This window comes from Sporolactobacillus pectinivorans, from assembly GCF_002802965.1.
GTDB lineage: Bacteria > Bacillota > Bacilli > Bacillales > Sporolactobacillaceae > Sporolactobacillus > Sporolactobacillus pectinivorans.
This window is the reverse complement of record NZ_NXGA01000001.1, coordinates 1,419,904-1,444,648: the sequence shown is the minus strand read 5'-3', so window position 1 is coordinate 1,444,648 and position 24,745 is coordinate 1,419,904. Positions and strand designations below refer to the sequence as shown.

Sequence of the window (24,745 nt, the reverse complement as noted above, 5' to 3'; positions counted from 1 at the left end):
ACTGTACTGGACTTGATTTATCGGAGAATGAACCATACAGCCAATTTTTAATTACGGTGTGACTGGTGTTGGTGTTAACTAATTAGAAAGAGATCTTATTTGTATGCGGCAACGTGAAGAGATTGAATTGACTAAAAAAGGAGGGTAAGTTAAAGGTCGGCTGAAGAAATATCATAAGAATCACGCAGGCATGAATTATGCAGTAAAGTTGTATACAGAAAGGAATATGGCTGTAAATCAAATTTTTGAAATTACAAATGTGACATTGTGAATGATTGTACTTAAAAGTAAAGGGTAGGAAAGTTCAATAGTTCCTTTTTGACCAAAAGTGATAAAAAGCTCAGATTGGACGATTTAATAATCAATCCAATGCACGACTACTTAGAATGGCGAACCGTTAACAAAGAATGGGCCTTTTCCGGGTCATTCGTCAATGCCATTCTGTATTCCAACATCCAGTTTAGAGTTTCAAGCATCTGATCATATTCGGCCTTCTTACGTTCGATCTCACTTATCTTTTGGCGAATCCAGTCAATCACTTGCAGATTGGTAAACGTATTTTCATCATGTTCCTGCAAGATTTCCTTCAATTCGGCCAGCGAGCAACCCACGCCCTTAAACTTCTTTACGAGTTTCAGCCGCTCGATAGCCTCGTCTGAATAGTTGCGATAGTTATTTTCTTCTCTCTGGACATGTCGATGGTCCAACAAGCCTTCCTTTTCATAAAAACGAATGGTGTAGGGTGTTAAACCTGTCTTTTCAGCTAATTCTTGAATTTTCATATAGATCTCTCCTCAATTTGACTTGCCTTAGAGTTAACTTTATAGTTTATACTCAAATTGTTCAAGTATCTCCATCATTCAACAACTTAAGGAGGAAATTAATATGCGTGTTTTTGTAACAGGTGCAACAGGCTATATCGGTTCTGCAGTGGTCCAGGAACTCATTAATGCCGGCAATCAAGTTATCGGCCTTACCCGCTCAGATAATGGGGCCGCAAAATTGAAAGAAGCTGGCGCCGAAGTGCACCACGGCGCCCTTGACGACCTCGCCAGCCTTCACAGCGGCGCCTCCGATGCCGATGGTGTCATTCATTTGGCTTTTAAACATGACTTTTCTGACTTCGCTGGCTCTCTCGCAACCGATCTGCGAGCAGTCGAAACGATGGGGGCAGCACTAAGGGGCACAGGTAAGCCATTCGTGACCACCGCTCACGCAAACGGAACAGCATCAGATAACGCTGTGCTCGCGCTGGCTGAACGCGGGGTGCGGGCATCGATTGTCAGTCTTTCACCGTCCGTGCACGGCGAGGGCGACAAGGGCTTCGTACCAAGGCTGATCCACATCGCCCGTGACAAGGGCGTCTCTGCCTATGTGGATGACGGGTCCAACCGCTGGCCGGCAGTACATCGCCTCGATGCAGCTCGTTTGTTCCGCTTGGCGGTGGAAGCCGCCCCGGCAGGGTCACAGCTTGACGGGGTCGGCGACGAGGGCATACCATTCCGCGACATTGCAGAAATCATCGGTAAGCACCTGAACCTGCCGGTGGTCAGCATTTCCCGCGAAGAGGCAGATGCCCACTTCGGCTTTCTCGGCGCATTGGCATCTCTTGACATTCCAAGATCGAGCGCACAAACCCAAGAACTCTTGAACTGGCAGCCAGTACACCCTACGCTGATCGAAGATCTTGAGCAAGGTCACTATTTCAACAGTTGATAAGAGACTTAGGTCGCGTGGATAAGATGATTTAAACGTAAAACACGTGGAGCGCTGAATTGTTAACTCAGCGGATCCATTTGAGATCAGGCCTCGCAAATATGCGAGGCCTGACATATTAATATCAAACTAACGCAATATCTATTTGCGCGTATGGGAGCTTTAATTTGAACAAGCCGTCAACTAAAAAGAATTGATTTCCTTAGCACGAAAGGAATCAATTTTTATCAGGATTAGACTTTGCTTAACGTTGTAAATGTTGCATTGAGAAAAAGTCCTTTATTGAACAATAAATTTGTTTACTGGACAAAAAAGTACCTTTCTGAGTAAGAATAGCTGTTGCGCAGTAAAGCATGAACCGTGTCATCCATCTAGATGCTTGATAAATCCAATGCTTTTATCAATAAATCCCATATTTCTGTAAAATTGATGAGCAGCACACCTTTCGGGCCGATTACCGCTATTAACGCCCACGCTTTTTATCCCTTGTGCTAGAGCCCACTCCTCCGCTGCTATTAATAATTTTTTCCCTATCCCTTCATGACGATATTTAGAATCGATCACCAAGGCGACAATTTTTATGTAGGATCCATCGATTTCATAGAACAGGCCCTTACAAAGTCCTATGAGCCCAATAACATGACCCTCATAATCGGCAACAAACGTTTGATAGGCTGAGTTTAATTTGCAGAATCTCTCGTGCATTTGTTTCACCGTTGTTGGATAGCCTAGCTGGTTTATTAAGGATGCTATATCCTTACAATCCTTTTCAACAGCCTCTCTAATGATCATTAATCTCTTCCTCCTAATTCACCTTGTTTCGCCGTTGCGCGGTATCTGTCAAACGTGCAGCAGTCTATTTCTTTAATTATAGCGCCGTAAAGAACTTGTCATGAAATCTGTAGTTTAATAAAGGAATGGCCGCACGGGTAAACAACTACTTTATTTAATCGCTTCTCATTTCGAAGGCATCAAGTAAATAACTTAATTTGTACTTATCAGTAAATCCGCATGTTTCTGACAATACCCCCATTGAGAACTCAATGAAAAGACCGTCGCCAAGTATATACGCGAACAAGAAGCGGCGGATCGGTTACGCGACAGTATGACGAAGTGCAAATACGTTGATCCATTCGCAAGATAAGTAGCGTGGATAAACGGTTGACGGTCTTTTGTACAAGCTGCCTTAGCAGCTACGCTGATGAAGAGTCCTTATAGGGCGTTACTAATACGGTTCTACCGGCAGATCGTTATTCGAAAATGCGGTCTGCAATTCCAATTCGTATAAGCTTTAAATTATCTATAAAAGAATTTAAGCTTTCACAATCCAAGGATCCTAGTAGTTTGCTTAATAAGGTGAAATGTTTTGGACAAAGCTCATCCATAAGTTTTACACCTTTTTCAGTTATCTTTATTGTCAGCATTCTTCCGTCAGATGGATGTTTACATCTTTCTACAAGTTTATCTTTTTCTAGACCATTTAAAAGCCCACTAATTGTTGCTCTTGTAACATTTAATTCGTTGCTTAATTCAGATGGTGTTAATTGATGATTATTCCTGTTGTATAAAGTCATAAGTACAGAAAATTTGCCATCAGACACTCCATATTTTTGAAATTGACTATCGACTATCTTTGAAATTTCATCTGTAGTTCTAAATAAAAATAAACATGCCTGTATAGCATTTATTTTTAGAGGCATATTTTTATTAGAAAACTTTAGCAAATCTTCGCTTTTAGGTATGTCTTTTAAATCGAAATTAACGTTTCCCATACTACCCCTCCACAAAAATTGACAAAATTAATTAGCCGCCTTATTATTACAATAAATTAATGATAAATTTTTGTCTATATCTTTTTATTATTTAGTTAGGCTCCTTATTATATGCTATCAGCTGCAATTCTAATAATCATTTGTTTTAGTAAAATTTTTTAAATAGTCGAAAGGAATGATAGATTCATGAAAATATTAGCAATAAATGCAAGTCATAGAGGGGAAAAAGGATTTACTCAGTTTTTAATCAATCAGATTAGAAATGGCGTTATTGATGCAGGATCTGAATTTGAAACGATAGTCCTTAGAAGACATAAAATTTACCAATGTTTAGGTTGCGAATTATGCCACACAGAAAAAAGTTACTTGAAGTGTGTCTATGAAGATAAAGATGATATGAAAGATATTTTGGAGAGGATGTCTCGGTCAGATATCATTATATACGCTACACCTATTCATGTTTTCAATATGTCGGGATTAATGAAAAACTTTATTGATAGGTTTAACTCTACAGGGGATATAAGCAAGGTTACTGTATCTAAAAAGGGAATATTTTTTCATCAGATAAACGCCAATATTTGCTCGAAACCTTTCGTTTTATTGACTAGTTGTGGAAACATTGAAAATGAAGCATCAAAAAGCTTAGTATATTACTTTAAAACTTTTTCTAAATTTATGGATGCACCGATGGTTGGTGTACTTGTAAGAAAGTCGAGCTTTTTACTAAGAAATATGGATGAAAAATCATTTCCAAAAAAAGCTGCAATACTTCATGCATTTCGTGAAGCCGGAAGGGATTTGGTTACAAAAGGGAAAATCAGTAAAAAAAGCAAAAGATATGCTGAGTTAAATGTTCTACAACTCCCTGTTTTAATGAAACTTTTAATGAAGATAAGACCTCTAAAGTCAACACTTCTTAAAAGCGGATTGATTAAATTAAAATAATCACGGGTTGTGTAATATAAAAATTATAGACATTTCAATGGCTCTTTCCAAAGCCTGTTCCTACTATGCCGTCGGCGTCCTGATTGGAAAATCTGGTAAAACCTTTTGCCTGCCGCTGTTCCTCAATCTTCAGGCGTCCAGACACTCTTGAGCTGGATCGATGCTAGTCGCATGTGGCTCAGATGATGAACCAAGGTTTCGCGGCGGCTAAGGTTCTGGACCAGGTTCTGGACCATGCATTTTCTTCTGGATCGTTCTGGATCGCTACTTCTTGTCTGTTCCTGTGCTCCGTCGCCTGAATCAACGGAATAAGGAAGGTATGGTCAGGCCAGATCTCACCATGAAGGCCAAGACATCCTGCGTGGCTTATGAATACGCCGTCCAAGCCCGCAGAAGAGGACGCCCAAGGAAAAAAGACGCCAGTCTCAAGCTGAAAATGAAAACGCTGTTTTTCACTCAGGCTGAATCGTTTAAGACGGCGACGCTCCAGCTGTACGGCGAGGAGGAAACGGTGGCCTATTTTTACCGGGATCTGCTCTTGGGACAGGGGTTGTATCAGAAACTTCGCTTTGTGTTCGTAACGATGGGGGAGCGACAGCCGATCCTGGTCAGTACCGATCGGACACTCGATCCGAAAGTCATCACCCGACTGTGCACCCGACGTTTCACGACCGAAACCACCTTTCGGACGCTGAAACAGTCGCTCAGGGCTTTCGCTTATCATTTCTGAAGCCGATCCATGCCCAAACTGAAGCTGACTCATGGCCGGTTGTGTCATGACGCAGATCTTGGCAGCTTCAGATCCCGAACTATATTTGTTTCAAGACTTGTAGTTCATCAAATTTAACCTTGATTTCTTCAGAGAGTTGATTCTTGTCTGTGTTATTCGCTATCATGTAGAGGATATCCTTTCTATTTGGTAGTGTGTTGTGGCCAACTCACTATACCAAAAAGCGAGGTGCCTCTATTAAGTCAAGCTCCCTGATTCACAGACAATGAAGCATAGCTGTTTAGCGTTTGACTGGATTTTTAGACTGCGAAAGTTGAGTCATTCAAAAAAATAAATTTCACTTTGCCCTTCTAACTGAGAAACTAATGCCTCATCCACAGTTTTATAAGCATCAGCACTTTTACCCTTTTTGAAGAGAATCATTCCTTTCAGTTTAAGGCATTTTCCCTCCCAATAAGTGTTGCCATTAAGCAGTGTATAGACTTTGTCAATCATACCATCGGCACTTTGCAAATCATTTTCACGATAATAGATTAAAGCCGTAACATAATTCAGCTTTCCATCCATTGAATCTTCATCTGTTTGGAGGTCTAGTCCCTGCCCAATCAAATCCTGTGCCTCGTCGTATTTACCAAGGCAGTATAAAGTTAAGGATAGTTCAAAAATGGTATTTTTCAAAGAAGCTGAAGACTGGTCCTTCTCCACCATTCTGTAACTTTTGATGAGTGCATTGTAGGACTGGTTAAACTTCTTTAAAGAACGGTAGGCAATCCCCATATTGACCAGACATCCCATTATTCGTTGATGACTGACTTCATTTTCTTTCTCCCGAAATAGTGAAAGAGCCATCTCATCTGATTTCAATGCAGCTTCATGGTTTCCTAAATACATCTCCGACAATCCTTTAAGCATATAGAATTCTCCATCGAGAAGGGATATCTTTGTATCTTTCATTATTTTCAATGCCTTATCGATCACATCAAGTGATCTGCTAAATTCTTTTCTTCGAGAATAACAATAAGCTAAATTAAAGTACAGTCTAAGTTGAAGCAAGAGATCTGTTTTTAATTGCTTCGTTTGGGCTAGAATATTCCCGTATAAGGCATTTTCAATAGCCTGCACATAATTTTTAGTATGACGATAGGCTTCCGCCAATTGACAGTGGGTTTCTAAAAGCACCTGAATATGATCAGAGGTTAAATATAACAAAGCCTCTTCAAGGGCATCAATAGCGTGAGTAAAATCCTTTTGCTCAAGAGCAATCACCCCCTGTTCCTTCAGTACAAGTCCGCGAGAAAACACATTATTCCCCGTTAACTGAGCCGTTTCTGATAAAAGTTTTTCTGTCTCATTCAGTTTTTTGGCTTTAAGAAGTGCATGGCAAATTGATATTCTTTTCTCGATGATTTCATCACTTAGGCTTCCATTTTAACAATTAATGAATACATTTGGAAAACTATTGCATGTTAATAGCAGGGTTTCATCGAAACGTCAAATGGTTTCTGAAAAGTGTGCGGAGGATCGGGAGGACGATGCTTTTGATCTGACGAATCAAACGGCCGAGTTAACGATAAAATATTTAAATAAGAGAGGACAATCTAACAATGAAAATACTGGACATCGTTGTTCATCCCCATTTGACCGAGTCAGTGGTCAACAAAGCCTGGATGAATCGCTTAAAACAAGAAGAAGACATTATCGTTCATGATCTATACGGCGCATATCCGGATAGAATCATTGATGTGGGAAAAGAACAGCAACTTCTTCAGGAACATGACCGGATCGTTTTTCAGTTTCCGATGTACTGGTCAGCAGCCCCTCGCTTCTCAAGCAATGGGAGGACGATGTGCTGTCATATGGCTGGGCATACGGGTCTAAAGGTACGAAATTAAAGGGAAAAGATTTCATTTTAGCAATAACCATAGGCGGACCAGAATCCGATTATCAGGCAGGCGGGAAAAATAAATTCACAACCAGTGAGCTCACCAAACCTTTCCAGGCGACAGCCAATCTAATAGGCATGCGTTTCCTCCCGATCTTTAAAAGATATGGTGTTCGTCTGTTCTCAGGGGAAGACCTTCAAAAAAGTGCGGAAGATTTGGTTAAATATCTTAAAGCTGAATATTGATTTTAATCCTCTTCTAGTAAAAATGAACAAAACTGCCGACCTGCCGGCAGTTTTGATGGCTGCTGAAACAAAAAAAGACCATCAACCGATTATCTGCGCTGTGATTCCTCACGATGCATCCGTGTGTCATCGCGCAAATATACCGGTGATGGTCTTTTGACTCAGCTCCGCTTCTCTGCCCCAAAAATTCTTCTTCGCTCTTGATTTTATCGGCCGTTATCTTTTTCATGTTGTGATGAAAGCGAAACGTAATGAGTTGCGGCGCTTAAACCTCATTTGGAGGTGGTCAGTCTGTCCAGATAAGCGATATCCTCTTCTGAAATCGAAAAATCAATGTCCGCATTATCGCGAATATGCGCTTCACTGGTCGCTTTAGGTAATGGTAAAACACCCTTTTCCAGGCAATAACGAATAGACAGTTGCGCCACAGAAACATCGTACTTTCCGGCGATCTTTGTTAATTCAGTATTGCTTAAAATTTTACCAGTCGCAAGCGGGGAGTATGCTTCGACAAGCAAACCGTTGTCCTGGGCGTATTTTGTGATATCAGGTTCCGTGAAACCAATGAAATACTTGATCTGATTCACCATCGGTTTGACCGTACAATGTTCGAAAATATTTTTCATATCAGCCACATTAAAATTAGAAATGCCGATCGCCCTGACTTTTCCGGATTGATAGGCCTCTTCCATTAAACGCCATACTTCCAGATTTTCTTTTGAATAATCGGCACCCCATTCTGCCCATGGCCACGGTGCATGAATCAAATAAAGATCTAAATAGTCGATATCAAGGTTTTCCATGGTTTCTTCAAAGCATTTTTTAGCATCAGCATAACTTTTGGCCTCAGCCGGGCATTTGGATGTCACAAAAATTTCGCTACGATCGATACCGGAATCACGTATGGCCTTCCCGACACTCTCTTCATTGTGATAGGCCCAGGCCGTATCAATATGGCGGTAACCTAATTCAAGCGCATGGGTTACGGCGTCATAGGTTACATTTCCCGCCGGTATTTGCCAGGTGCCAAAACCAACTTTTGGAACTTTTATACCATTACTTAAAGTGTAAACATCGGTTAAAACAGTCATTTTTTTACCTCCTGATTTTATGATCGGCGTCCGGACAACTGATTCATTCAATTTGCAAAGCTGCCCCGCTATTTAAATAGTATAAATGCTGGAGTGCACTCTATGTCAAATAAATAGCCTGCTGACCCCTTCAGCTTTCGAACTGAAAATCATTTTTAGTACGGATAAGACAGCCGTTCAAGCCAGTATTTCCTACCTCTTTTTTATAGCAAGAATCCAGTCAGCGAAATCCCTTTATTCAATGGAGAAAGCCAGTAAAGAATTCTCTTATACCCTTTTTCCCATTTTCTTTATCAGTTATGATTTATTTTAACGCTGATTCTTTGGTTTCTTGGAATCCTCCCTCGTTTTTCAAAAAGAAAGGCACACAAGAGGGACAGAGGAGCCGTCCAGCTTAATCACTCTGAGCACAGACAGGGAGCTTTTCTGAGTTTCAACTGTATACGCTTTTACTCTTTGCAATCGGGTATCACTTTTGTGAATCATAAAATGCTGAACAGTTGCCACGTTTGATATTAATTAAATCCAACGATGTGATGCGGCACATATGGTTCTTCCAGAGATGAAATCTCCTCAGATGTCAGCTTGATCGACAGAGCCGGCACCGCATTTTCAAGATGAGAAATTTTGGTGGCACCGATAATCGGAATCGTCACTGGTTCTTTTTGCAGAAGCCATGCCAGTGCGATCTGCACGCGGGGAACACCGCGCTTTTCAGCGATCGATGCAAGCCTTTCCACAACGAGCCGATCAGCGTCTGCAGTGGCGTCATACTTGCTCCTTTGAACCTCATCTGTCTTAGAACGCCTGGTTGTTTGCGACCAGTCACGGGTTAATCTTCCCGATGCGAGCGGACTGTATGGTGTGATGGCTATCTTTTCTTCCTTGCAGAGCGGCAGCATCTCCCGCTCTTCCTCGCGGTATATGAGGTTCAGGTGATCCTGCATCGTTACAAAACGTGTCCATCCATTTTTCTCAGCTACATGGAGTGCCTTTTGAAACTGCCATGTGTACATAGCTGAAGCGCCGATGTATCTGGCCTTTCCTGCCTTCACAACATCATGCAGCGCCTCCATTGTTTCTTCGATCGGGGTGTTGTAATCCCATCGATGGATAATATAGAGGTCGACATAGTCCGTGCCGAGACGTTTCAGACTATTATCAATCTCATTCATGATCGCCTTTCGGGAAAGTCCGTTGCCATTTGGACCTTTATGCATCTGAAAATAAACTTTGGTCGCGATGACCACCTCGTCACGTTTTGCATAATCCTTTAATGCTTTACCGAGGATTTCTTCGCTGCTTCCTAAAGAGTATACATTAGCGGTATCAAAGAAATTAATACCTGATTCAAGTGCCTTTTTAATGACCGGACGACTGTTCTCCTCATTGAGCACCCATTTATGAATCCATCTGTTTGGATCGCCAAAGCCCATGCAGCCCATGCAGAGTCGTGAGACATCCAAACCGGTATTTCCAAGTTTAACGTATTCCATGGTTTATCCTCTCCTTCACATCGGAAATATTAAATGTGACATTTCCAAGCCATCTTACAATCTTTGGAATCGTTGTGAGAAAAGAAGCAGCAGGTTTGAGGATTCAAAAAAAGTGGTCGCCTCATTGACAAAAAATTATGAAACAACCTCCCCAAAATTTTACTTATGATACCTTTAAATAAATAGTATTTTTATACTTCGGTGTAAATTTCTTTGGCCAGATTAAAAGCGGACCAGGCTTTTGGCCATCCCGCATAAAAGGATAAATGAGTAATGGCTTCCACAATCTCTTCCTTAGTCACACCATTTTCCTTAGCTTTTTGCAAATGGAATTTTAATTGTTCAAAGCTGCCAGCTGTTATTAAACACGTAACAGTGATTAAACTCCGATCACGAGCAGAGAGTTCTTTTTCACGTGACCAGACCTCACCAAACAGTACATCATCATTTAATTCTGCGAACTTCGGGGCAAAATCTCCAAGCAATTCATGTCCTGCAGTCTGTTTTTTAAATGCCATTGAAAACACCCTTTCATTGAAAAATATAAAAGCACTTAAAATTTAGCTTTTATCGATAAAGTGAACGTCACCCGTAGAATAACCTTAAATACTTTGCTTCGTTGGACGGATCAACAGCTCATTGATCGCAACACTTTCCGGAGTACCAATGGCATAGGCTACAGCATCAGCAATCTGTTCTGAAGTAAGTCCCAGTCCGGGTGTTCGTTGATTATTCTTCACCCATTCACTGGTCCCGGGATCATTAATTGTTTGATAAAGTTCGGTGTCTACTGCACCCGGAGAAACAATGGTCGTCCGAATATTGTTTTCCCTTTCTTCCTGACGCAGCCCCTCCATAATAGCCCGAACGGCAAACTTGGTCCCACAATAGACAGCGGATCCCGGATAGACAACGTGTCCGGCTACGGAATCGGTCGCAATAATGTGACCGGATTGCTGTTGTTTCATAATTGGCAAAACAGCGGCAATACCATTCAGAACACCCATAATATTGATGTCGAGCATTTGCTGCCATTCATGACGGCGAACCTCACTCAAGTTGGAAGTCGGCATGACGCCCGCGTTATTAAACATGACGTCAATGCGGCCATATTTATCTACTGCCAATTTAGCAAGGCTTTCTAGATCTTCCGGTTTGCTCACATCAGCGGCTTGATAATCGATCTCGGCATCCGGTAAGGAAGCAACTAACTGTTTCAAACGTTCCTCGCGGCGGGCACCAATCACCAGTTTTGCTCCTTCATTTGCTAAACGGCGAGCAGTGGCTTCACCAATACCGCTTGAAGCACCTGCAATGATCACAACTTTATTTTTCAATGATGTCATTGATTTTCCCCCTAAATAAGTTAGTACATTCTTGGCTTGTCGCCATCCGTATTCGGCTGGTTCACCCCAATACTTCCTTGTACATGCAGTTCCGGTTTTTGAATTAATTTCACGATTAAATCGGCAATACTCTTTCTCGAAATTATCGTTCCTTTGAAAGGTTCACCCTTTTTCGTGATTTCATAATCAATCACATCATCATTCGTCATCCAGACACAATGCAAGATGGAATAATTCAAATCGGATTCTTCCAGAATATCCGCCGCTTTGCGTGAATCGACGAGCTCAGGACCGACCATTTGATTGTTCCACTCACCAAATTTTCCTGGTACCTCGTCATAGATTCCCAATCCGCTGACAAAGATCAACCGTTTCACACCGGTCGCATGCATCGCATCCACAATGCTCTAAGACTGGGTCTTCAGCACACCACCTAAATTGGCGTAGACAATATCATGCCCGCGCATCGCTTCCGCCAACTTTGGCGTATCGTTCACATCACCATCGGGAACCGTTTCACGCTGGGGATCGACCTGCCTCAACCGTTTTGATCGACGCAGATATAAAGTTAAATCATGATCCGTTTCGGAAAGCAGCCGATCCGTTACAATCCGAGCGATTTGGCCATTTGTGCCTAAAATAAGTACTCGTTTCACGATTCACATCATCCTCATTTGATCTCGACTTATGACCATTTGCCGGTCAATACTTCCGTTCGATCTGTTGCCGGCGCGGGTGTTCGTGATAAACCGGCTATCTCAGCATACATGTCTTTTGTCATGTTAAAATCAGCAGCCGCAAGCGAATCTTCCAACTGTTCGAGATTCCGTGCACCGATGATTGGCGCTGTAACAGCTGGATTAGCTTTGACCCAGGCAACGGCCAAGGTTGCAGGCGCAACATTGTGTTCTTTGGCATATACAGTAAATTGATCAGCAGTTTCATAGTTTTCTTCACCGGCATACCGATCTGAATAGCGCGCTTCATCAACTAACCGGCCACTGGTCGGGCGCTTATCTGCTCCATATTTACCCGTCAATAAGCCACCGCCAAGCGGGCTATAAGCGATAACCCCTATTTGTTCCGTGTGCGCCATGGGCAAAATTTCTACTTCCGCCTGCCGTTTAACCAAGCTATACATGGGTTCGATTATTTCAAACCGTCCGAGTAATTCTTTAGCCGCAATGCCCTGAGCTTTCATGATTTGCCAGGCTGCCCAGTTGCTGACACCAGCATGAAGGATCTTGCCCTGGGACTGGAGATCATCCAGTGCCCGTATCGTTTCTTCAATGGATGTATTTTCATCAAAATCATGAACAATGTAGAAATCAATGTAGTCCGTTTGGAGTCTTCGCAAGCTCGCTTCAACACCGCGCATGATATGCCGGCGGGAAAGACCTCGCGCATTGATATCCTGACCGGTCGGCCAGAAAACTTTCGACGTAATGACTACGTCATCGCGCGAATTTTTAATCAAACTTCCTAAGATTTCCTCTGAATGGCCGCCGGCATAAACATCTGCTGAATCAAAGAAGTTAATGCCTGCTTCACGACAGCGGTCAAACATAGCTTTGGAAGTTGCTTCATCCGCGGTACTGCCGAACGACATGGTGCCAAAGGCTAAGTTAGAAACTTTAATTCCGGTTTTACCAACCGTACGATATTCCATATTCATGCACTCCTTTTGTTGATCTCTTAATCAAATGCAGTATATCCTCCTCGACCAGCTCGAATGCAAGCGATATGGATTATTTTTTTGTTGCTCTTGTTGGAGGTCAAACTTTTATAGTCATACCAAGGGATTCACCAATTATTTTCTTTCCGCCTTTAAATATCTTCAGTATTTTTCTGTTCATAAAAAAGAGCTCAAGGTTAGTAATGCTGTAAGGAAGGATTTGTTATCCTTCAATGGAAACCACTAATCCTTGTGCTCTATCAGCCTTGGTGATAATATCCTTTTTAATAATATCTAGTTAGGGTTAGTACATACTAACTTAAGCTTTTCTAAGGGAGGAAGAATTTTGACGTACACTATACAAGAGGTTTCGCAAAAAGTGAATGTATCAACGTACAGCATTCGCTATTACGACGACCATGGTTTGCTGCCGACGGTCAAACGTGATGAAAACAATAATCGGGTGTTTGATGATGTCGATATCGAATGGGTAGAAATCGTGACTTGTTTGCGGGCAACCGAAATGCCACTCGCCAAAATCAAGCACTACATTGAATTATGTCTGGAAGGAGACAAAAGCGTCCCCGAACGTTACCGAATTATGGTGGAACAACAACGGGAAACGATGGCACAAGCTGAAAAAGTCCAAGCGCATTTACGATTGATCAATAAAAAGGTCGACCACTACGCCAATGTATTGATTAACAATAAACCCGATACACTCATGCCCAGTAAACAATCAGGGAAAATATACACTCAGGATTTCTAAAGGGATAAGCTATTGTTCTAATGAATTTTTTCATTCAAGTAAAATTTTTTGAAGTAATTTAAATCAAACACAATAAGAATAGCAGTATAGACCCTGTCCATGGTCTGTACTGCTATTCTTATGAAAAATAAATCGCCAGAACTTCCGGAAAATGATCCTTGTCTATAGAGAAATCAAATATTTTTGATATCCCCGTGTCAAAAGATATCAAGTCTGTTCGACCTATCCCGGCTTGAAATCGGATAATTCAGGATCCGATTTCAAGCCGGGTGTTGGTATTAAGGAAATACGAATCAATTTCTAATATTATTGCAATTGGTTTATGAATGAGACTTATTCCCTGCGTTCAGGACTAGTGCAGGGATTTATTACTGTTGCGACAAGAACAAGTATTCTGTGTTAAGGGTTTGATATTATTTGTCAATATTAAGTTAATACTCTATCAAAATATATTTCTGCAAAATTCGACATCTTGTCAAACTCGCGTCTATTTATATCATGTGTTTTGACGATAATAATAACGTCAACGATTAATATTACTACAGATAAAGGAGCGTGTGCTTCAATGGATTTAAGAAACAGATCTAGGATGTCCTCGTTTAGTCTCAGAACCGTATTAATCATGTTAATTGTTATTATCGTCATCATTCCGGATGTATTTATTTTTTCAGTCGTTTACAAAAATGTTAGTAATGCCTTACAAAACAGCCTTAATGACAATGCAACAAACAGTGTACGTTTATTAAATGAAAATATTACCCAGTTTATGAGCAAGAACAGCTATACTATCAATAAGTTAAGCCAACGGCTGTCAGGAAACTTTACCTCTCAAAAGAACATTCAGGAATTGTTAAACAGCGTGAATGAAACGGACAATACAAGTGATGCCTTGACCATGGGCAATATCAATGGACAATATATCCGTTCACCATCAGTAAAACTTACAAAAGATATAAGACAGGAACAATGGTATAAACAAGCGATGGCCCACGCTGGAAAAGTTATTATCACTCCACCTTTTGTATCGACATTGACAAAGAAAATTACGGTGATCGTGGCAAAAACAACTCCCGATAAAAAAGCCGTTATTTCCATGGATATTGATCTTAGTGCGCTTGAAAAAATTACGAATCAAGTTAAAGTTGGCGACCATGGCTATGCTTTTTTACTTGACGAAAATGGTAATTGGGTTGCAAATTCGAAATCAAAACCTGGAAACAAAGTAAATTCTGCATTCAGAACTCATATGCTGAGTTCTTCTAATGGTATTTTCGACGATACATCAAAAGGCAATAACAACCGAATTTACTACGCGACAAATCCGTTAACTGGTTGGAAAATTGGCGGCGTGATGTCCGTTAATGAAATTAATAACACTATTAATCCACTAATCTTGACAGTTAGCCTGTTTATTATAATCGTTCTTGCCGTTATCGTTGGACTGACCTGGCTATTTATTTTATTTAAAATTATTCGTCCACTAAATAAATTTGTTCATTTATTTTCTAAAATCAGTTCAGGAGATCTAACGCAGCAACTTGGAGAAGAAATTAAGGTCAACAAGGAATTCACAGAATTATCAACAAGTACAAATTATATGATTGGTTCACTACACAACGTGATGGAGAACATAAATCAAAAGTCAGAAACATTGGCAGCTTCCTCCGAAGAGCTTACGGCATCCACTGAAGAAAACAAAGCCACTTCTGATGAAGTCGCTCATTCAATTCAAGAAATTGCAATAGGCGCTAGTGATCAATCAGAAAAAGTGAGCAAAGCAGGCAAACATGCAGATGCTATTTATAAAGAAATTGAAACCATAACATTGAAAACTGATACGTTGACTGAGACCGCAGGTCAAGCATCGGAAACTGTTAATATGGGCACCCAGTCTCTAAGAAAAGTTACAGAACAAATGAATCTCATCACATCAACGAACAATCAAGTATCAACATCGCTGGATAACTTAATCGGTAAAATAAAAGAGATAGAAAAGATGAACGGTCTGATTAACGATATTGCAGAGCAAACCAATCTTCTCTCATTAAATGCCTCAATTGAAGCTGCAAGAGCTGGAGCAGAAGGAAGAGGTTTTGCTGTTGTTGCTGAAGAGATCCGTAAACTCGCCCAACGGTCTCAGCAGTCGTCAAAGCTAGTTTCGAATGTTGTTTCTACAATTGAGTCCAATACGACAAATGTTATAGAATCAATGAAAAGCGGTACCAAAGAGGTGGAAAAAGGTATAAACGTAGTTGCTGATGCGGGCCACTCATTTGGAGATATCCAAAACGCTGTAAAATTGGTAGGCGAAGAAATTAGAAATGTTTCTGAATCCGTTAAAAAGATCTCGTTTGAAACGGAAAGCGTTGTTGCAACATTTGATAGTATCGCTCAATTAGCAAACAATGCGAGCAGTAATTCGGAAAGTGTAACGGCTGCTGCTGAAGAGCAGTCTGCATCTATGGAGGAAGTAGCTGGTAATGCAACAGCTTTATCTAATATGGCGGATGAACTTCATCAACTAGTTTCAACGTTTAAACTGAGATCCAAAAAATAATTACTAAAACATTTTACAAAAAACTTAATGTTTATGTGTAAGTTCACAAAACGGGTTTTTGCCTCAGTTGTTCATTCCTGTTCTGTTATGCTTCTCCCGTGCGTGAAATTTATTCCCTGCGTTTTACATGTGGCACAGGGATTTATTTTCTGCTAAAGCGGGAACGTGCATTCTTATCGCGAGGTGATTCCATGCTATCTGACTTCGTGCGTAAAATAGTTCAGATCATGCGCAATGATCTGGCATTAGGGCGTATAATGTCTGTGGATGATCTGGAACAGAGAACTGGGCATGATACCTGACGAAATCAAGAAAGCAATGGAAAAATAAAAAGACCCCGATCAATATGAAGGTGGACTTAAATAAGCAGGAATCTAATTCCACAATGAAGAAAATATTTAGGAGCAATCCTTGTGATTACTCCCCCATTGCACTTATCCCTGCGCTACGGCGTGGGGATTTTTTGTATAATAGTCGATTTTTGTCGAAATAAGATAAATTATATTCCTGCAAATTTATTCCATTAATTAATGGATAATATCGAATTATTAAAATTCTTTAAGTATGTGCTAGAATTGGGAAAAAATATGTTACTGTCCATTATTCCTATTCTATTGTTCTTTGTATTGCTACTCCCAAATTTCGCACATGCTCAAGACGATAATGAATTCGCAGGTGGAGATTAAATGAATTGGTTCCCAACCAAAAGCTTTTTGGTTAGGGTTTTTAAATAAATAAAAAATGGTTATTTATTTGAGAGTTTGTGCTTGACATATGAGAAGAATTTCGATATAATAATTTAGTAAGTGAGCGCTCACTTACTAAAGTGTTTAATAAAAGGAGCTAAAGATGGCTGAACAGAATTTGACAGAGCTTTATTTGAAAACCTTGGAAAAGTTGTCAAATTTGACGGAATTACAAAAAAAAGTTTTACGTGCTTCACTGAAACTCTTTGCTTGTCAGGGATTTGGAGCAACAACTACAGCTCAAATCGCGCAGGAAGCGGGCGTATCAACTGGCTCTGTGTATAAGCAATTTCCGAATAAGGATGCTTTGCTCACCGCTGTGCTAGCGCCCTTGTTTCATGGCGTGTTGGATAAGACGATGGAAGAGTTTGTGGAAATGGGGTTGAGTCCTGAAACTTTAACACTTGAAGCTTTCGTGACACTTTTCGTTGCGGATAGACTACGATTTATTTCCGACAATCTGGAGATGATGGAACTTGTGACAGAGCAAATGCTTACAAATCCTGATTTTTTGAATCGGATTCAACAGTTTCTAGGCAAACAGCTTGACGATTTTGTTATTCCACAGATTGACGAACTCATTACTCGCGGGGAAATGCTGAATATTCCACACGATATGGTGTTACAGTTGATTTTGGGCACGATTCATGGGTATTTTGGTAAAGTTCACATGGGGCTAACAACCCGAAGTATTGAAGAAGATATTCGGCTTACGAGTAAACTTATCATCAATGCACTTCGTGCAAACTAAAAAATAGAAAAGGGAAATTTATATGATGGCTAAAAAAGCAGCTCTGATTGGAGCAATAATTTACACGATTTACTTTGTGTTGGAGGGCTATTTTGTATTGTTCAGCACGATTGACCATTTCTGGGGCGGCGGGGCTGAGCTCGTTGGAACGCCTGTAATCAACACGATTTTTGAAGCGGTGGTCGTGATATTGATTTGGATTGCATATGCGCATTTTAACAGAGGATGGCGTTGGTTCTTGTTGATTTACGGAATCTTCTTGCTTGTTCCAACTGTCGAATCCTACGCGCAGGGAATGTTATTATCGGCAACTTTTGCGTTAGTATGCGCTGTACTCTTTATTGCGCAGAAATTTCTCAAAAATTGATTTGACTGACAACTTTTCCAGTCAGTAAGTAAGCGCTGGCAATTTATTTTAGTCACATTACTCACTGCCGGGACTTCAGCTTTTTTAGAAGCTGTATAAGACGAAGAATAAATACATTAGCGGGACTTTATTAAAGAAAGGAGATTTCACATGAAAATAAAATGGTATGGGCAGTCGTGCTTCAGGTTTACAGCTGAAAACGGTACAAAGGTCGTCATTGACCCGCATAAATTATTCTGTTATAAACCACCAGCGATTGAAGCAAATATTGTCACAGTCAGTCACAATCACAGCGACCATAACAACGTCTGCGCGGTTAAAGGGAACTTTGTACTTATCAAAACTCCAGGAGTGTTTTCTCAGGAAGGCATAGGCATTAAGGGCATACCGACCTTTCACGACAACGTTTCCGGAGCGAAAAGAGGTAAAAACATCGTCTATAATTTCAAGATAGACGGATTAAATATCTGCCATTGCGGCGACCTGGGACATCTGCTAAGCCCTGAACAGATTAAGGAAATCGGGAAAGTAGATATCCTGCTCGTCCCCATAGGGGGCAGGGCCACACTGGATGCCAGCGGTGCAGCAGATGTCGTGAAGCAGCTCAATCCGAAGGTTGTGATACCGATGCACTACAGGACGAAAGCAATGGGGATTCTCGGCTTCATCTTTGGCACGGTCGACACATTTATATCCGTTTCAAAAAAACATGCGAAAAACTATAAGAAACTTGATGTTAATTTGTCGAATATCAAAGATCTCCCGGAAATTGCAGTTTTGCAATATGATTGATTTTTTCTCCTCGCGATTTTTTATTATAATTTGAGAGGAACATTCTTGTGAGCTGATCTTGATAATTATGTCAGAATTATGGCGAAAGGGGATTTAACGTAAACTGGGCTGAATATCCTTATAATTGTAAAAAAATGATTAACCAGCAGTACCAATAGATACTGCACTTCTGGAGCAGCGTGAGTCAACCATGAAGGTCACTTTTGTTGTACTAAACGGTTTTAAATCCACAGATTTTCCTGCAATAAATAGAAAATCACCAACAGAAGCTAATTCGAGGTGAGGTGCATCTCTGGATATTTAAACCGCAAGTCTGAATGCATACCATATAGTTTCTCATATTAGGGCAGAACTTCATCTAAGTTGTCAACATACATGCGAAAATACGTTTTCTTTATTTTCATGTCATAACCTCGATCTCATAGATGCTTCGCATTATCCGTCTACGAAAGGGCGCCGAAGCAAGTGCCATTGTATACAGTATCATTGAAACGGCCAAGGAAAACGGACTTCGTCCTTTTCATTATTTATCCTATCTCTTTGAACAACTTCCAAAGCTTGAACGAGTCACAGAAGAAACATTGGATTCACTCCTTCCATGGTCCAAGGCGATTCCTTCCGAATGCCGACTATCCACAAAAGCATAAAGAATATAAAAGTAAAGCCCTCACTTTTTCAAGGTGAGAGTTATTTGACGCTTACCCTTTGGGGTTCTGTCCAGAACGACCGCAGTGAGGGCGAAGCCGTTACCCTTGACAAGTTCTCAGAGGAAATAGAAACTTTCTCAAGGATAAGGAGGGCCCACGGCTATAGTCATTGGGCTCCCGATCTGATGGGCTCAGGCAATATTTTTGATTTATTTGACCAAACTCATTTAAAATAAAGATGCTTTTCCAAGACAATATTTGAACTACATTAACAAGGAGGCCATTAATGAATAACACGAAGATAGTCGGTGGCAAATTTTATTAGATTTAAAATGCATCCAGCCTTGGCGACCTGCCAGCAACAACAATCACGGGAAGAAGGATACTTAGTTAATGAAAATATTGGACATCGTTATTCACCCTCACTTGGAAACGTCCACTCTTAACAGAACATGGATGGATCGTTTAAAGCAAGAGAATAATATCATGGTTCATGACCTATACGGTACATACCCGGATGGTACCATTGATGTGGATAAAGAACAACAGCTCTTGCTGGAACATGATCGTATCGTTTTTCAATTCCCGATGTATTGGTACAGCAGTCCCGCACTACTCAAACAATGGGAAGATGATGTGCTGACCCATGGCTGGGCATATGGATCTGGGGGAACAAGATTACATGGGAAAGAACTCATTTTAGCGATCTCAATAGGCGGACAGGAATCTGTTTATCAAGCTGGCGGAGCCTTTAATGTCACGATCAGCGAACTCACTCGGCCTTTTCAAGCCACTGCCAACTTAATCGGCATGCGATTCCTTCCTCTGTTCAAACAATACGGAACGCTATATCTTTCAAAAGAAGAAGTTCAAAACAGTGCAGAGAAATTAGTAAATTATCTTGAAGCAGAGCATTGACCATGTTGCAAGGAAAGCTAAAATAAATGACTATGCGCCAAATTATATAATTAAAAGGAGATAAAATCATGCCAGTCATCACATTAGAAGCAGGAAAATTAAACAAAGAACAAAAAAGTCAACTGGTTAAAGAGCTTACAGATAAAGCGTCAAAAATTATGAACGTTCCGGAACAGGCATTCGTTGTACTGCTTAAGGAAAATGAAGCAGACAATATTGGCACTGGCGGCCAACTGTTATCACAAGAACATGGTAAAATTGAAGAAAAAAACTGAGCAGCATAACATTTGACGCTTACATTACATCTGCGGACGATCTAGAACGGCGAATTGGGCATGGATCTGACGAAATCAAGAAAGCAATCGAAAAAGTAAAAAAGACCCCTAGCTATATTTGAAGGTGGACTTAAATAAGCAGGAATCTAATTCCACGATGAAGAAAATATTTAGGAGCAATCCTTGTGATTACTCCCCCATTGCACTTATCCCTACGCTACAGCGTGGGGATTTTTTGTATAATAGTCGATTTTTGTTAAAATGTGCCAAATTATATTTATGCAAATTTATTTCATTAATGATAATATCGAATCATTAAAATTTTTCAAAGATGTGTTATTGCGAAAAAAATATTTTGCTGTTATTCGTTCCAATTTTGTTGCTCTTTGCTCTATCTCTTCCGCGTACCGCAAATGCTCTAGACGATAGTGAATTCGCGGGTGGAGACGGAGATTATGGAGAAGTCCGTCCCATTGAATTGCCTGGAGGTTTTGATGAAGGTGGTGGTGGCAGAGAAAGAATAAGTTATAGTGAACCATATTATATAAAAGAATTAGATAAAAGCACCAGTGACCAGAACCATATTGAGGGAAGTAAAGGTAATGATCACAAATGGAGATACATCGCGAAACCTGTAAATCGGGATCAACCTTATGTTGAGAAAGCCATGAGAAATGGGCATAGAGTTCTGGAAAATCGTAAAGTTCAAGTATACAGAAATGACCTTGAAATAAAAGGCCATAAAGTTTCTGTACGATATCGAGTAATTAAGGGTAAGGCACACATTTCAACTGCGTGGGTGAACCTAAAATGGGAAAACTTTATGAAGCATTAAAAGAAAATGATTTAAATAAATCCTTAATTTATGCCAGAAATATCGATTACAAAGAATTATTTGACGAAATTTGTAGTTATATTAATCAAGATATAAATAATTTATTTTGGTATACTGTCTTATTAAAACTTTTACTTGAAAAGGAAACTCCAGAACTTCATGAAGTTCTCTTTAATATTTTTATTACTGATCTGGTTTATGTAGATGGTGCCCCACAAAGTGCGCTGTTTCATGCAAAAAGATCTATAGAATTAAGCAATGAAAAAGATCCAAATTACGTTCAGTATCTTGTAAATCTTCTTATTTTGAGTGTAGCCCCTTATCACCTAGTTCCCCAGGAGAAGTCAAAACCTATTGTTCAAAAAGTTTTAAAACTAGATCCCAACAATGAATTTGTTAAAAATGAAATGGAATTTGGCGGTTTTCACTAAAAGTTTCTCGTGTATCAGCTGGTCAATGACCAGCTTTTAAATGCTTGACGATATGTATCCCCGCATAGCCGGATATTTTTTTATGTTATTTCTTCTTCAAAAGCTTCGTCCCTACGTACACATGACCGGTACCGCTCTTAATCTGTGCCCAGCCGTTACTGATGCTTTCAACTTCGACCTGTTGTCCTTGCTTCAGTTTGCCAACGACCGGACCATTTGGTGCCTTCCGGATATACAGCAGGCTGGCGACGACGATATAAGGCTCTGTCTTTTCGAATGTCGGCTTCGGTGCACCGCCACCTGCTCTGGTTTCTTCCCGGACTTCAGATAGGACAGTAACTGAGTGTTCTACCCAGCCGTACCGACATAGGCCTTGATACCGTACTGCTTGGCCAGTTTTGCCCGGGCATAAAAAACTGCTGTCCATCTTTTTCGCATCCACAAGTTGTACCGGCGTCATCGGCTTGGTAGCTCCTGAACAGCCTTCTTCGCCTGTGCTCTGGACGTGAACGCGCCGTTATAGTCCACGCTGCAGTCAAATGTTCCGCTGATACCTACCAACTTGATTCCGTCTGTATATTGCCAGGCTCCGACATTCTTAAATGGTGGTTTGTTTAGATCGGCTTTCGTTGGATAAGCTACCTTCCACGGATTCACCGGAAGTTTGCTTTCGTCTAGGTGTGCATCGATAAATGGTTGATAGCTGTACCAAGTGACATTTTGATAACCAGCCGCGTAGACATTACTTAAAAATACGTGCGCATTGTAAGACATGTCTCCACCAAGCGGAACTTCAACGTCCAGAGCAATCCGGGATTCTTTTGACAAACCGTAGGCTTTTGGCTAGTGAGATAAAAAACTCAGCCTCAGCTTTCGCTTCTTCCGGGCTGTTCGTACGGATAAAGTTACAGAAAAGGAAATTACTGGAATCACAGATGATACATATCTAATTATTGATATTGATGATGAAACGGTTAAATGGATGACACATCTTAAGGCAGAACAGTCCACGATCATCACAGCACACAAGGGCAACCTGAATCCACATAACCTTGTTTTTGTTGTTTGTAAACAAATCATTCCAACCAATCACCAATACAGCTGTTAACAAAGCGCTACGTGACCTTGCCAAGAAGCTGGACATCAAGACCGTGACGTTCCATGCACTGCGGCAATAGCTTGCCCTCAATTTGCCCTTAAAGTATCATTTTGCGTTGGAATCGTATGTATTAAAAAATCCCTATACAAAGGGATTTTTTTTGGGAGTGTTGGTCATGGTGTACCAACACCGTAATGGAGACGGTGTCCGTGTTTGAAAAAGCTCTGAATTGTTAGTATATCAAGCATTTATCAACATTTTGGAACAACATCATCCGGAATTTATCCGGAATCCAAAACGGAATCTTTTGAAGGAATCGATCTAAAAGGTTTGACATTTAGCATGTAATTCTCTTAAAGGGTAAGCGTCAAATAGCCCCCACCTTGAAAAAGGTGAGGGCTATGTTCATATTCCTTCCCCACGCACCGGAAAGATGGAGAAGATCAAAATGGTCGTCCAAAAAATCAAGATTCGCGCTCATTAATCGGTTAACAAGCATCGAGGTTTGCGAATGGTTCGTGACACGCACAGACTCGGTAATGGCATTATAGTGAGCGAAAACACTAAACGACCACCTGCTAAAGCAGGTGGGTTCAGACATAAATGTCTGCGACTTAAAGTCGCCACTTAAAGACTGAAGTCTTCTGAAAGACCTTGTGCTCATAGCACACTGAATTCTGACTGAACTCAGTCGTCAATCTTGAAAATGTCGTCCTTGACTTTATTTGACTGATTCGCAATGTAATTTCGGATGATTTCTTCCGTCACGTTGCCGACCGTCGCACAGAAATAACCTCTGGACCATAGGTGCTGGCCCCAATACCGTTTTTTTAGTTCTGAAAACTCATCCTGAAGCAATCTGGATGAGCGTCCTTTCAGATACTCCATGATTTTACTCGGCGCTAGGCTGGGTGGACAAGAAATCAGCAAATGGACATGTTCCTTGCCTACGCTCCCCTGCAGGATTGTGACTCCCCTGGCCTCACATCCCTGCCGGATCAACTCACGCAATCGAACAGCGATTGGACCTCGCAGCACCTGATATCGGTATTTGGTCACCCAGATCACATGATACTTGATATCGTAGACTGCATGACCACTTTTCTGATAACCGTCCATACTTTTCACCTCTTTTGAAAAGTATGGACACGAAAAGATAAGGCTAAAAGCGGATACCGTCTAAAGACGGTGGGTTTAGACCCCGCTTTTGTAAGCTAAACGACAGAACTACTTCAATGTTTTTCACCTGATCGACCAGTGACAATTCAAGTGTCTCAACCTCAAGCACCGTTGGCAATCCCACTGCCTCTTTTTATTGTGCGATAATTATAGCACCAATCCGTAATTTTTGACCCATCTTCATATTAAAATTCGACGGCAGGAGTTCGCATATCAGTATTTCCAAAGGCGGGCAGAATCTGAGGAATCTGTTCCAGCTTAAAATCCTTGATTAGATCGGTATCAGAGAGATAGCTTGCTCTCTTAATATCTCGGATCACGTATGAAAGCGAAGACGTGTTGATTTTCCTCCCCCAATAGACAACGGCTACATGACTGGTGCTTAGTCGTTGCAAAACAAGGCTAGTGTCATTTGTTTGCAGATGAAACAGTTTTTCCTTTTCATTCCAGATAATCATAGCCTTTTTCCTCTCTTTAAAT

27 protein-coding genes and 5 pseudogenes are annotated in these 24,745 nt (G+C 40.8%); 16 read left to right on the top strand and 16 right to left on the bottom strand.

Features of this window, described 5'->3' with window-relative positions; all coding sequences use genetic code 11:
* Positions 1 to 271 (top strand): annotated as a pseudogene (locus tag COP04_RS06985) (helix-turn-helix domain-containing protein); the annotation flags it as partial.
* A 106-nt stretch (positions 272 to 377) separates the two neighbouring features.
* On the opposite strand, the gene COP04_RS06980 reads toward COP04_RS06985, so the two are convergent.
* Complete coding sequence (locus tag COP04_RS06980; protein WP_100487310.1) at positions 378 to 782, bottom strand: MerR family transcriptional regulator; 405 nt, start codon at positions 780 to 782, stop codon at positions 378 to 380.
* A 103-nt stretch (positions 783 to 885) separates the two neighbouring features.
* On the opposite strand from COP04_RS06980, the gene COP04_RS06975 reads away from it, so the two are divergent.
* Entirely contained in the window at positions 886 to 1,716 is an 831-nt protein-coding gene (locus COP04_RS06975) for an SDR family oxidoreductase (protein WP_100487309.1), read from the top strand.
* 363 nt (positions 1,717 to 2,079) lie between these two features.
* Here COP04_RS06975 and COP04_RS06970 read toward each other — a convergent pair whose 3' ends face one another.
* Positions 2,080 to 2,508 carry a GNAT family N-acetyltransferase gene (locus tag COP04_RS06970; protein WP_100487308.1) on the bottom strand — a complete coding sequence of 143 codons (429 nt, stop codon included), beginning with the start codon at positions 2,506 to 2,508 and terminating at the stop codon, positions 2,080 to 2,082.
* Positions 2,509 to 2,755: 247 nt separating this feature from the next.
* Here COP04_RS06970 and COP04_RS20730 point away from each other — a divergent pair.
* Positions 2,756 to 2,860: pseudogene (locus COP04_RS20730) on the top strand (IS200/IS605 family transposase); the annotation flags it as partial.
* 106 nt (positions 2,861 to 2,966) lie between these two features.
* Here the strand turns inward: COP04_RS20730 and COP04_RS06960 are convergent.
* Entirely contained in the window at positions 2,967 to 3,488 is a 522-nt protein-coding gene (locus tag COP04_RS06960; RefSeq protein WP_100487307.1) for a MarR family winged helix-turn-helix transcriptional regulator, read from the bottom strand.
* A gap of 186 nt (positions 3,489 to 3,674) precedes the next feature.
* On the opposite strand from COP04_RS06960, the gene COP04_RS06955 reads away from it, so the two are divergent.
* Both COP04_RS06955 and COP04_RS06950 read left to right on the top strand, forming a co-directional pair.
* Entirely contained in the window at positions 3,675 to 4,433 is a 759-nt protein-coding gene (locus COP04_RS06955) for a flavodoxin family protein (RefSeq protein ID WP_100487306.1), read from the top strand.
* A 238-nt stretch (positions 4,434 to 4,671) separates the two neighbouring features.
* Positions 4,672 to 5,163 carry a transposase gene (locus COP04_RS06950; protein ID WP_338062864.1) on the top strand — a complete coding sequence of 164 codons (492 nt, stop codon included), beginning with the start codon at positions 4,672 to 4,674 and terminating at the stop codon, positions 5,161 to 5,163.
* 318 nt (positions 5,164 to 5,481) lie between these two features.
* On the opposite strand, the gene COP04_RS06945 is transcribed toward COP04_RS06950, so the two are convergent.
* Positions 5,482 to 6,429: a tetratricopeptide repeat protein gene (locus COP04_RS06945; protein WP_157800217.1), complete on the bottom strand. Its 948-nt coding sequence runs from the start codon at positions 6,427 to 6,429 to the stop codon at positions 5,482 to 5,484.
* A gap of 338 nt (positions 6,430 to 6,767) precedes the next feature.
* Between COP04_RS06945 and COP04_RS06940 the strand changes: the two are divergent.
* Positions 6,768 to 7,291 (top strand): annotated as a pseudogene (locus COP04_RS06940) (NAD(P)H-dependent oxidoreductase).
* A 272-nt stretch (positions 7,292 to 7,563) separates the two neighbouring features.
* Here the strand turns inward: COP04_RS06940 and COP04_RS06930 are convergent.
* The 6 genes and pseudogenes from COP04_RS06930 to COP04_RS06905 all read right to left on the bottom strand — a co-directional run bounded on the left by COP04_RS06930 (position 7,564) and on the right by COP04_RS06905 (position 12,893).
* Positions 7,564 to 8,382: an aldo/keto reductase gene (locus COP04_RS06930; RefSeq protein WP_100487302.1), complete on the bottom strand. Its 819-nt coding sequence runs from the start codon at positions 8,380 to 8,382 to the stop codon at positions 7,564 to 7,566.
* Positions 8,383 to 8,897: 515 nt separating this feature from the next.
* Positions 8,898 to 9,878 (bottom strand): aldo/keto reductase, encoded by a 981-nt coding sequence (locus tag COP04_RS06925; RefSeq protein ID WP_100487301.1) that lies wholly within the window; start codon positions 9,876 to 9,878, stop codon positions 8,898 to 8,900.
* A gap of 191 nt (positions 9,879 to 10,069) precedes the next feature.
* Complete coding sequence (locus tag COP04_RS06920; protein ID WP_100487300.1) at positions 10,070 to 10,396, bottom strand: carboxymuconolactone decarboxylase family protein; 327 nt, start codon at positions 10,394 to 10,396, stop codon at positions 10,070 to 10,072.
* An 84-nt stretch (positions 10,397 to 10,480) separates the two neighbouring features.
* Positions 10,481 to 11,224: an SDR family oxidoreductase gene (locus tag COP04_RS06915; RefSeq protein ID WP_100487299.1), complete on the bottom strand. Its 744-nt coding sequence runs from the start codon at positions 11,222 to 11,224 to the stop codon at positions 10,481 to 10,483.
* Between the two features lie 20 nt (positions 11,225 to 11,244).
* Positions 11,245 to 11,880 (bottom strand): annotated as a pseudogene (locus COP04_RS06910) (SDR family oxidoreductase).
* A 29-nt stretch (positions 11,881 to 11,909) separates the two neighbouring features.
* A complete protein-coding gene (locus COP04_RS06905; protein WP_100487298.1) occupies positions 11,910 to 12,893 on the bottom strand; it encodes an aldo/keto reductase in 984 nt (327 codons plus the stop codon).
* 352 nt (positions 12,894 to 13,245) lie between these two features.
* Here COP04_RS06905 and COP04_RS06900 point away from each other — a divergent pair, with 352 nt between their 5' ends.
* The 10 genes and pseudogenes from COP04_RS06900 (at position 13,246) to COP04_RS06850 (ending at position 21,987) form a co-directional block, all read left to right on the top strand.
* On the top strand, positions 13,246 to 13,668 hold the full coding sequence (locus COP04_RS06900; protein ID WP_100487297.1) for a MerR family transcriptional regulator: 423 nt from the start codon (positions 13,246 to 13,248) through the stop codon (positions 13,666 to 13,668).
* A gap of 565 nt (positions 13,669 to 14,233) precedes the next feature.
* On the top strand, positions 14,234 to 16,225 hold the full coding sequence (locus COP04_RS06895) for a methyl-accepting chemotaxis protein (RefSeq protein ID WP_100487296.1): 1,992 nt from the start codon (positions 14,234 to 14,236) through the stop codon (positions 16,223 to 16,225).
* An 849-nt stretch (positions 16,226 to 17,074) separates the two neighbouring features.
* A complete protein-coding gene (locus COP04_RS06890; RefSeq protein ID WP_100487295.1) occupies positions 17,075 to 17,722 on the top strand; it encodes a TetR/AcrR family transcriptional regulator in 648 nt (215 codons plus the stop codon).
* 25 nt (positions 17,723 to 17,747) lie between these two features.
* Complete coding sequence (locus COP04_RS06885; protein ID WP_157800215.1) at positions 17,748 to 18,089, top strand: hypothetical protein; 342 nt, start codon at positions 17,748 to 17,750, stop codon at positions 18,087 to 18,089.
* 150 nt (positions 18,090 to 18,239) lie between these two features.
* Positions 18,240 to 18,881: an MBL fold metallo-hydrolase gene (locus COP04_RS06880; protein WP_100487293.1), complete on the top strand. Its 642-nt coding sequence runs from the start codon at positions 18,240 to 18,242 to the stop codon at positions 18,879 to 18,881.
* 449 nt (positions 18,882 to 19,330) lie between these two features.
* Positions 19,331 to 19,528, top strand: a pseudogene (locus tag COP04_RS06875) (transposase domain-containing protein); the annotation flags it as partial.
* 393 nt (positions 19,529 to 19,921) lie between these two features.
* On the top strand, positions 19,922 to 20,446 hold the full coding sequence (locus COP04_RS06865) for an NAD(P)H-dependent oxidoreductase (protein WP_100487291.1): 525 nt from the start codon (positions 19,922 to 19,924) through the stop codon (positions 20,444 to 20,446).
* A 68-nt stretch (positions 20,447 to 20,514) separates the two neighbouring features.
* On the top strand, positions 20,515 to 20,721 hold the full coding sequence (gene dmpI, locus COP04_RS06860; protein WP_100487290.1) for a 4-oxalocrotonate tautomerase DmpI: 207 nt from the start codon (positions 20,515 to 20,517) through the stop codon (positions 20,719 to 20,721).
* Between the two features lie 331 nt (positions 20,722 to 21,052).
* On the top strand, positions 21,053 to 21,556 hold the full coding sequence (locus tag COP04_RS06855; RefSeq protein ID WP_157800214.1) for a hypothetical protein: 504 nt from the start codon (positions 21,053 to 21,055) through the stop codon (positions 21,554 to 21,556).
* Positions 21,532 to 21,987 carry a hypothetical protein gene (locus tag COP04_RS06850; RefSeq protein WP_100487288.1) on the top strand — a complete coding sequence of 152 codons (456 nt, stop codon included), beginning with the start codon at positions 21,532 to 21,534 and terminating at the stop codon, positions 21,985 to 21,987. The genes COP04_RS06855 and COP04_RS06850 overlap by 25 nt, the downstream gene beginning before the upstream one ends.
* A gap of 85 nt (positions 21,988 to 22,072) precedes the next feature.
* Here the strand turns inward: COP04_RS06850 and COP04_RS06845 are convergent, their stop codons facing one another.
* The 6 genes from COP04_RS06845 to COP04_RS06825 all read right to left on the bottom strand — a co-directional run bounded on the left by COP04_RS06845 (position 22,073) and on the right by COP04_RS06825 (position 24,723).
* The gene (locus COP04_RS06845; RefSeq protein ID WP_100487287.1) at positions 22,073 to 22,447 is read right to left on the bottom strand and encodes an SH3 domain-containing protein; all 375 of its coding nucleotides are present in this window, start codon (positions 22,445 to 22,447) and stop codon (positions 22,073 to 22,075) included.
* Positions 22,444 to 22,815 (bottom strand): GH25 family lysozyme, encoded by a 372-nt coding sequence (locus COP04_RS06840; RefSeq protein WP_100487286.1) that lies wholly within the window; start codon positions 22,813 to 22,815, stop codon positions 22,444 to 22,446. Before COP04_RS06840 ends, COP04_RS06845 begins: the two co-directional genes overlap by 4 nt.
* A 638-nt stretch (positions 22,816 to 23,453) precedes the next feature.
* Positions 23,454 to 23,687 carry a glycoside hydrolase family 36 N-terminal domain-containing protein gene (locus COP04_RS20725; RefSeq protein WP_157800212.1) on the bottom strand — a complete coding sequence of 78 codons (234 nt, stop codon included), beginning with the start codon at positions 23,685 to 23,687 and terminating at the stop codon, positions 23,454 to 23,456.
* Positions 23,688 to 23,773: 86 nt separating this feature from the next.
* A complete protein-coding gene (gene tnpA, locus COP04_RS06830) occupies positions 23,774 to 24,205 on the bottom strand; it encodes an IS200/IS605 family transposase (protein WP_100486376.1) in 432 nt (143 codons plus the stop codon).
* 43 nt (positions 24,206 to 24,248) lie between these two features.
* The gene (locus COP04_RS20460; RefSeq protein ID WP_275656859.1) at positions 24,249 to 24,383 is read right to left on the bottom strand and encodes a hypothetical protein; all 135 of its coding nucleotides are present in this window, start codon (positions 24,381 to 24,383) and stop codon (positions 24,249 to 24,251) included.
* A 67-nt stretch (positions 24,384 to 24,450) separates the two neighbouring features.
* Complete coding sequence (locus tag COP04_RS06825; protein WP_100487284.1) at positions 24,451 to 24,723, bottom strand: glycoside hydrolase family 36 N-terminal domain-containing protein; 273 nt, start codon at positions 24,721 to 24,723, stop codon at positions 24,451 to 24,453.
* Between the last annotated feature and the right edge of the window lie 22 nt (positions 24,724 to 24,745).